This window comes from Aeromonas sp. FDAARGOS 1416 (assembly GCF_019048085.1).
Classification (GTDB): Bacteria; Pseudomonadota; Gammaproteobacteria; order Enterobacterales; family Aeromonadaceae; genus Aeromonas; species Aeromonas veronii.
Map to the genome: position 1 here is coordinate 2,813,850 of NZ_CP077301.1, position 7,374 is coordinate 2,821,223.

The 7,374-nt window shown below is 56.8% G+C and carries 7 protein-coding genes and 2 tRNA genes; 3 read left to right on the forward strand and 6 right to left on the reverse strand.

Annotated features, from left to right (window positions below; genetic code table 11):
• Positions 1–27 precede the first annotated feature (27 nt).
• Positions 28–753, reverse strand: coding sequence for a carbonic anhydrase (locus I6L46_RS12550; protein ID WP_216978050.1), 726 nt, complete (start codon positions 751–753; stop codon positions 28–30).
• Positions 754–1,170: 417 nt separating this feature from the next.
• On the opposite strand from I6L46_RS12550, the gene I6L46_RS12555 reads away from it, so the two are divergent.
• A complete protein-coding gene (locus tag I6L46_RS12555; protein ID WP_064339529.1) occupies positions 1,171–2,148 on the forward strand; it encodes a cytochrome-c peroxidase in 978 nt (325 codons plus the stop codon).
• A gap of 52 nt (positions 2,149–2,200) precedes the next feature.
• Here the strand turns inward: I6L46_RS12555 and I6L46_RS12560 are convergent, their stop codons facing one another.
• The 4 genes from I6L46_RS12560 to I6L46_RS12575 all read right to left on the reverse strand — a co-directional run bounded on the left by I6L46_RS12560 (position 2,201) and on the right by I6L46_RS12575 (position 4,057).
• Complete coding sequence (locus I6L46_RS12560) at positions 2,201–3,475, reverse strand: alpha/beta hydrolase (RefSeq protein ID WP_216975754.1); 1,275 nt, start codon at positions 3,473–3,475, stop codon at positions 2,201–2,203.
• Between the two features lie 130 nt (positions 3,476–3,605).
• Positions 3,606–3,818 (reverse strand): hypothetical protein, encoded by a 213-nt coding sequence (locus tag I6L46_RS12565; protein WP_216975756.1) that lies wholly within the window; start codon positions 3,816–3,818, stop codon positions 3,606–3,608.
• Positions 3,819–3,901: 83 nt separating this feature from the next.
• Positions 3,902–3,977 (reverse strand) — tRNA-Asn (locus I6L46_RS12570).
• A gap of 4 nt (positions 3,978–3,981) precedes the next feature.
• Positions 3,982–4,057: transfer RNA gene (locus I6L46_RS12575), tRNA-Phe, on the reverse strand.
• A 265-nt stretch (positions 4,058–4,322) separates the two neighbouring features.
• On the opposite strand from I6L46_RS12575, the gene rraB reads away from it, so the two are divergent.
• Complete coding sequence (rraB, locus tag I6L46_RS12580) at positions 4,323–4,658, forward strand: ribonuclease E inhibitor RraB (RefSeq protein ID WP_026034893.1); 336 nt, start codon at positions 4,323–4,325, stop codon at positions 4,656–4,658.
• Positions 4,659–4,721: 63 nt separating this feature from the next.
• On the opposite strand, the gene I6L46_RS12585 is transcribed toward rraB, so the two are convergent.
• The gene (locus tag I6L46_RS12585) at positions 4,722–6,677 is read right to left on the reverse strand and encodes an EAL domain-containing protein (protein ID WP_043820901.1); all 1,956 of its coding nucleotides are present in this window, start codon (positions 6,675–6,677) and stop codon (positions 4,722–4,724) included.
• 185 nt (positions 6,678–6,862) lie between these two features.
• Here I6L46_RS12585 and I6L46_RS12590 point away from each other — a divergent pair, with 185 nt between their 5' ends.
• Positions 6,863–7,357, forward strand: coding sequence for a hypothetical protein (locus I6L46_RS12590; RefSeq protein ID WP_216975758.1), 495 nt, complete (start codon positions 6,863–6,865; stop codon positions 7,355–7,357).
• Positions 7,358–7,374 lie beyond the last annotated feature (17 nt).

Genomic DNA, 7,374 nt, shown 5'->3' on the forward strand with positions numbered 1-7,374 from the left:
TATCTGCAGCGCTATTGCAACGCTGTGTTATTGCAGTACCACGCGCCCATTGAGGGGCTGCACCGGCCGGTTGTTGGGGTGGTGCATCACCGCCTTGAAGGCGTCGATCTGGGCCTGACTGACCTCAACCGGCTGCTTCATCACCAGCCAGCGCACTCCCTCCGAACAGGGAGGCGTAGTAAGGGAACCGCTAAAGCGATAGTAGTCACGATTCTCGGGCAGCAGTTGCTCCGCAACGAGCGGCGTCTTGAGGGCCTGGATCTCGCCCACCTTGGCAGGTAACGCGCTCCAGGCTGCCGCCAGTGCCGAATTCGCCTTGCCCGCCTCGAACATCACCGCCACTACCGCGATCTCTCCCTTGCCACTGACGTGTACCAGATGCCCTTCCAGCGGATAGGATTTACCCTCGATGAGGTTTTCGCTCGGGGCGTGGAAGTGAAACTGCTTGAGTTCAAACGTGGTGCCATCGAGTTGCAAGGTGCTGCCCGGGGCATAACCGACCTGCACGGTGTGACCGTTGTTGACCACTGTGTTGCCACCCGCCTGATAGTGGAGTACCAGCGGGGCCAGTTTGGCCTCGACCAATCCGCTCAGGTCAACCGGCGACTGATTGCTGCCCGCACACTGGCCAAACTCCGGGGTCAGCTTGGCCCAGTGGGCAGGCCCCGCCTCACCGCTATATTCCCAATGGGGGGCGGCAGCAAACACGGCAGGGCACAGCAGCAGGGAGCAGGCCAACAGAGACTTTCTCATCATACATCCTTATCTTGATTGAAAAGCACGACCATCCGGCGCCGCTCCAAAGAACAAGACGACAGAGGGTGTTGAAACGCAGGATACAATTTGCTCATCCTGTCGGTTTATTATTAATGATGCATTTGATAGGTATTTATTTAACGGCAGAATGGCAAAGCATATTGAATAATCGCTTTATTCAATGACAGCAATCTAATTAATCACCTGTTCATTTTCTTTGCTTCGCACATAATCCAGAGATGATGCTAATTCCATACTCTCCTCTTAATTATCCTGCCCCCATTTTGCCAAAAATTATATGTAATTGTTTTTATTGCAAATAATCAAGTAAGCCTGATTTTGATCAATTAATAAGCAGCGCTTTGACGTCATCCTTGTCTTGCTGGCATAAACAGCATCAAGGGAGATGACGCAATGAGAAAATATTGTTTGCTAGTGGCACTGATATTACCCGGTGCCGGTTGGGCGAATGAACCCATACAGCCCGTGGAACCAGCCAAGGTGACAAACCCGGAAAAAGTCGAATTGGGCAAGATGCTGTTTTTCGAGCCAAGACTCTCCAAATCCGGCGCAATCTCTTGTAACTCCTGCCATAACCTGGCGACCGGTGGGGTGGATAATCAAGTCAGCTCACTCGGCCATAAATGGAAAGTGGGCCCTATTAATTCACCGACCGTACTCAACTCCAGCCTCAACTTCGTGCAGTTCTGGGATGGTCGCGCCAAGGATCTGAAAGAGCAGGCGGCGGGCCCCATCGCCAACCCGCTGGAGATGGCATTTACCCACAATCTGGCGGTAGAAACTCTGCATACCCTGCCTGGTTATCGCACCCGCTTCAGCGCTGTTTATGGCAAGGACAATTTCGGCATTGACGAAGTCACCGATGCCATCGCTGCTTTTGAAGAGACCCTGGTTACCCCCAATGCCCCGTTTGACCGCTGGTTGAAAGGGGATAGCAAAGCACTGACCGCACAACAGCTGAAAGGGTATGAACTGTTCAAAGCCAAAGGATGCACGGCATGCCACAACGGGGTCGCTATCGGCGGCAACTCTTATCAGAAGATGGGACTGGTCAAGAGTTACAAAACGGACAACCCGGCTCAGGGTCGCGGTGCCGTCACCGGAGAAAAGCAGTTCATCGGCTGGTTCAAGGTACCCACCCTGCGTAATATCGAGCTGACTTATCCCTACTTCCACGATGGTGCAGTATGGGATCTGAAAGAGGCAGTCCAGATCATGGCTGATATCCAGCTGGGGCAGCGCCTCACAGATCAGGAAGCCGAAGATATGACTGCCTACCTCAAGAGCCTGACCGGTGAGCAGCCGCAGATCGTGTTGCCACAACTCCCACCATCACAACCTGATACCCCCAAACCAGAGGTAAAAAGCTGATAAAAAACAACAGGGGCCGTGGTCCCTGTTGTCTGCTACCTTACCGGACGATTCAGCGATCCCGATTCAACGCGATCAGACGATCAAGAATCGCTTCACCATCGGCACGCAAACCGTTGTGCTCATATTCATTGGTGATCCAGGCGCGACTGTTGCCAAGGCCACGCAGAGTTTCGCGACTGTAGTCAAACTCCACATACATATCCTCGGCATAGACGGCGCAGGCTACCGGCACCTTGTTGCGGGCCAGCTGGACCGGATCATAGAGCTGCCCCCAGTCCGCCTTGTTGGCCAGCAGATGGGCCGCCTCTTTCAGGGGTAGCAACTCGCGGAACTGCTCGAACATCCAAGGGTAAACCATCTCGCCGGTGAAGGCGAAATCCTTTCCGGGCGCCCAGTGCACCGCAGGAAACTCCCCTCTGACCCGCTCCGCCGCCCAGCGAGTCGCCTCCCCTTCGGCATAGATAGCCTCGTGCAGAATGGCAAACAGCGGGTTGGTATTGAATGGCTGCATGCTCTGCACCTGATAGAGAAAGGCCGGGCTCAGCTTGTCACCGATAAAGGCCTCCTCCAGCAGGTAATAAAGCTCCTCGAAAGCCCCCGTAGCGCCAAGATCCAGCCCTTGCTGCTGGAACTGCTCCACCGTCAGGCGCTGGCCGTTGGGCAGTCGCACATCATGCTGGTGCAGATGGTTGGCCAGCCGGTTGGCAATCCCCTGAGCATGGGGGAAGCGGGCGAAGAAGGCTCGGTTCTTGTCAGCCACCCTCTGGTAGGTGGCGCGGTAAACCTCCTCGGCACTGCGGCCAATCGGCGCGATGCCGCCGGTGATATAGACCTCCCGCAGACTGTCGGGAAAGAGCGAGAGATAGGTCAGGCAGCAAAAACCACCAAAGCTTTGCCCCAGCAGGCTCCAGCGATGCTTGGGGCTAAGCTCCTGCCGGATGAACTCGGCATCTTGCACTATGCTGTCGGCGCGAAAATGGCCGAGATACTCCGCCTGCTCGGCCGGGGTCATTTTGGCCAGACTCTGCCCGTGGATGGGGCTCGACATCCCGGTGCCACGCTGATCCAACAGCAGCACTCGGAACTCCTGCAACGCCCGTTTGAGCCAACCACTGTTGGCCGTCGGGCGCGGAGCCCCGAATCCCGGCCCCCCTTGCAGAAACAGCAGCCAAGGGAGCTTGTCATCGAGTTTGTTTTTGCAGCAGAGGGTGCGAGCAAACAGGGTAATGCTGTCGCCATCCGGCTCATCATGATCGAGGGGAACGGTAAAAAAGTGCGGCTCACAATGAATGCCGTCCAGTACATAGCTCAAGGGGCTGCTCATCTGGGATCTCTCCGTCAGGATGGGAACATCATTGACCCCATCATATCCCCGCCCGGCCACAGGGTCACTCCGGTTTTCCAAAATGTTAACAATGGCTTAAAGGTCGAAGCATCACCCGACAAGCCGCTCTTCAACGGTGCTGAATTAATTGTTTTGCAGGGGAGATTGACGCCATGGCGCCATTCAACAAAGATGGCTCGCCTGCACAGGAGTGCAGCCATTCAGGCCGACAAAATGGATAAGGGAATGTGATGAAACCGAAGTGGATCAGGGCCAGAAAAAGAGAGAAGAAGCCATGCCCTGGCAGCATGTTGCAGACCGGAATGCTGCTGTTCAGTGCCACCTGTGGCGCGACGCTCTTTTTGGCAGCATGTAACAGCAACTAGAAATGAAAAAGCCCGCTCGATTGAGCGGGCTTTTCGAATTTGGCTCCTCCTACTGGACTTGAACCAGTGACATACGGATTAACAGTCCGCCGTTCTACCGACTGAACTAAGGAGGAATTGTGGTGCCCAGAGACGGAATCGAACCGCCGACACGGGGATTTTCAATCCCCTGCTCTACCGACTGAGCTATCTGGGCAACGGCGCGCATTAAACCCTTTCCAGCGCAGAGTGTCAACCATGATGGCACGATAAAAAGCGCGTTCGCTCAACAACCGAACGAAGCGGCCATTTATTATCCATTTCAGTCCTGTTTGCCGTACTTGCTGGCCTCTGCACGCCCTGCAGGCTGCGCCAATATGATGGAAATTCGAGGTTCAGTGGGTCCGCCGCATTGAGCCGAATCCACTCTGCGAGTATGCTTTGCCGCAATGATACCGCCTGGAGGCAACATGAGTCTGAATATGCAAGAGTGGCGTGATGAGACCACCGAGATCGTCAACGAACTGCTGGCCGATGGCAGCAATCCCGATGCGGATTACGACATCGAGCACCACTTCGCCTGCCAGGATTTCGACCGTCTGGAAAAAGCAGCGGTTGACCTGTTCAAGGCCGGTTTTGAAGTAACCGATGCCGAAGAGATGGAACTGGATGACGGCGCCACCATCTTCTGCTTCGATGCCACCATCGAGTGCAAGCTGAATGTCGAAGCGATCGTCGCCGATATCGCCAAGATGCTGCCCATCTTGGAAAAATATGGGGTGGATTACGATGGTTGGGGCACCTACTTCCAGGATTGATCCTGCCTCCATCGTAAAACAACAAGGCCACCTTGCGGTGGCCTTGTTGTTTCTGACGAGCTTTCACGCCAGATAGCTGGCAGCGAACTCCGCCGGCGGCAGGGGGCGACTGAACAGATAGCCCTGTAGCCGATCACACCCCGCCTCGGTCAGCCACAGCTGCTGCTCGGGTGTCTCTACCCCTTCGGCGGTGATGCGGATCCCGAGCTCATGGCCCAATCCGATGACCGAACGCACGATAGCGGTGGTCGCGCTATTGCTGGCGAGCCCCTGAGTGAAGCTGCGATCCAGCTTGAGGGTCGCCACCTGCAAACGTGGCAGATAGGCCAGCGAGCAGTAACCGGTACCAAAGTCGTCGATGGCCAACTGAAAACCGGCGGCGATCAGGTTGTCGAGGTTGGTCTCAATCTCGTCGGCGTTCTCCATCAACACCCCTTCGGTGATCTCCAGCTCCAGTTGACTGGCCTTGAGACCATGGCGAGCGATGCAGGCTGAGACCCGCTCACAGAGCGCCGGATCACGGAACTGCAGCGGCGAGAGGTTGATGGAGAGCACCATATCCGGCTGCGCAGTTTGCCACTGCGCCAGCTGGGCACAGCCCTGCTCCAGCATCAACTGACCCAGTTGACCGATGATCCCCATCTCTTCCGCCAACGGAATGAATTCATCGGGGGAGATCATCCCAAGCTCGGGATGGGGCCAGCGACAGAGCAGCTCGGCGCCATGCAGCCGGTGGGTGCGGGTACAGATGATCGGCTGATAGACGGCAACCAGCTGGGCGGACTTGATAGCGAGCGGCAACTGGGCGGCGATCAGCTGACGCCGCTTGAGCCGGGCATGCAGCTCGGGATCAAACAGGGTGCAGTACTGTTGCTGCCGTTTGCCCTGCGCCAGCGCAGCCTCGGCATGACTGAGCAACCGCTCGGCATCGCTTGCCCGCCCCTGGGCCAGCCCCAGAAACACCGGGATCTGTATGCGATGATCTTCCACCTGATAATGCTCCATCAACTGCTGCTGCAGATGCTGGCTCCACCCCTGCAATGGCTCGTTGAAGTCCGGCAGCAACAGGCTGAAGTCATCGGCAGCGACCCGACAGAGCAGAGAACGCGGCGGCACCAGCTGCTGCAACCGCTTGGCAACCTGGCTCAGCAGGCGATCGGCAATCCGGATCCCGAAGCGATCGTTTATTTCACGAAAATGGTGCAGATCGACCAGCACCAATGTGGCACTGCGTCCCCCAAGATGGCGGCTGGTCTGCAAGAACCGGGAGAGTTTGAGCAGTCCGGTCAGGCTGTCGTAGTGCTGCTCCTGCTGCAACTGCGCCTGAGTGGTGCGCAGGCCGGTGATGTCACGCCCCAGCGTCAGGATCCCGAGGGAGTGGCCGTCACCATCGGGGACATCGACCCGGGTGATCTCCATGTGTCGCCCCTGCCCGCTGGCATCCAGCAGACAACACTCGCCATGACCCATCCCCTGCGGCGCCGCCAACCGGAACGGCAGCTGCTGACCCAGCACCTCATCGGCCCCATGGCCGATAAAGTCGAGAAATGCCTGATTGCACTCCAGCAACACCCCGTTGTGATCATCGAAACGGATCAGGTCAGGAATGGCATCGAGCAGAAAACGCTGCAACAACTGCTGCTTTTTGACCGTTTGTTCCAGGCTCTTGCGCTGGGCAATCTCGTTAACCACTCCGAATACTGCGCACGCCTCTCCCTGCGGGGTGTAAAGAGGTACCTTGTGCACCTCCATCCAGCAGGTATTCCCGCCCCGATTGCAATGGAGCTGCTGATACAGCATCGGCACGCCTCCGGCAAGCAGCTGCTCATCCTCACTGCGAAAGAGATCGCCCCAGGGCATCTCTGCATCTGTCTTGCCGACAACCTCGGCAGGCGACTCCAGCTTGGCTTCACGGGCGAACTCACGATTGGCGAACAGGTAACGCCCATGACTATCTCGACAGAAGATACTCATTGGCAATTGGTCGATGATCTGCTGCAGCAGATCCGGGGTGAGCATGTTGGTCACAGGGGCGCTTATGGAGGAATTTCGAGCAAATCTATGATAGCAAACCAATTTTGTAAAGCACCCCGATCACCTCCCCATAACACCGAACGCTGGATGGTTGCTGACAGAGATTGTCGCTCCGGCGATAATAGGCGCCGGTTGGCCAATGGCCTAGTGATATGGACGAGAGAAACAAGATGAAAAAGATTATGGGGAGCGCATTGGCGCTGCTGCTGGTTGGTTGTGCTGGTGACAATAACGGCGGTGAGGAGTATCGCTACAACCCGCCAATTGCCAAGGCAACCAACAATACCCAGGAGATGGCGATCCCGGTGGATCTGGTGTGGGCTCGCGCCGAGAAGTGGTTCACCGATCGCGGCCTCACCATCGAAAATAGCCAGCGTGGCTCCGGCCTGATGACTGCCAACGTCAACCAGTCAGCCGACGGGCTGGAGTGGCTGGACTGCGGTACCATGGGTTCCAAAGTTGCACTGGGCAACCCGAACCTGCAGATCAACCTGATCATCACCCAGAGCGGTAACAGCAGCGTGGCCACCGTCAACGTCAAGGGCAACACCGAGCTGTTCTTCGTTGAATCCTCAGGCGAGCGCGTACCGGCCCCGTCCATCAAGCCGGTCTGTGTCTCCCGCGGTACCCTGGAGCAGAGCCTGTTTGCCACCCTCGGCAACTGATTTCTCTTCCCTGCAAA

What these genes read in the sequence shown, in the direction of transcription:
- rraB (WP_026034893.1), top strand. Translation starts at nt 4,323, where the DNA reads ATGCAAGAGTGGCGTGATGAGACCACCGAGATCGTCAACGAACTGCTG.
- I6L46_RS12585 (WP_043820901.1), bottom strand. Translation starts at nt 6,677, where the DNA reads ATGCTCACCCCGGATCTGCTGCAGCAGATCATCGACCAATTGCCAATG.
- I6L46_RS12555 (WP_064339529.1), top strand. Translation starts at nt 1,171, where the DNA reads ATGAGAAAATATTGTTTGCTAGTGGCACTGATATTACCCGGTGCCGGT.
- I6L46_RS12590 (WP_216975758.1), top strand. Translation starts at nt 6,863, where the DNA reads ATGAAAAAGATTATGGGGAGCGCATTGGCGCTGCTGCTGGTTGGTTGT.
- I6L46_RS12550 (WP_216978050.1), bottom strand. Translation starts at nt 753, where the DNA reads ATGAGAAAGTCTCTGTTGGCCTGCTCCCTGCTGCTGTGCCCTGCCGTG.
- I6L46_RS12560 (WP_216975754.1), bottom strand. Translation starts at nt 3,475, where the DNA reads ATGAGCAGCCCCTTGAGCTATGTACTGGACGGCATTCATTGTGAGCCG.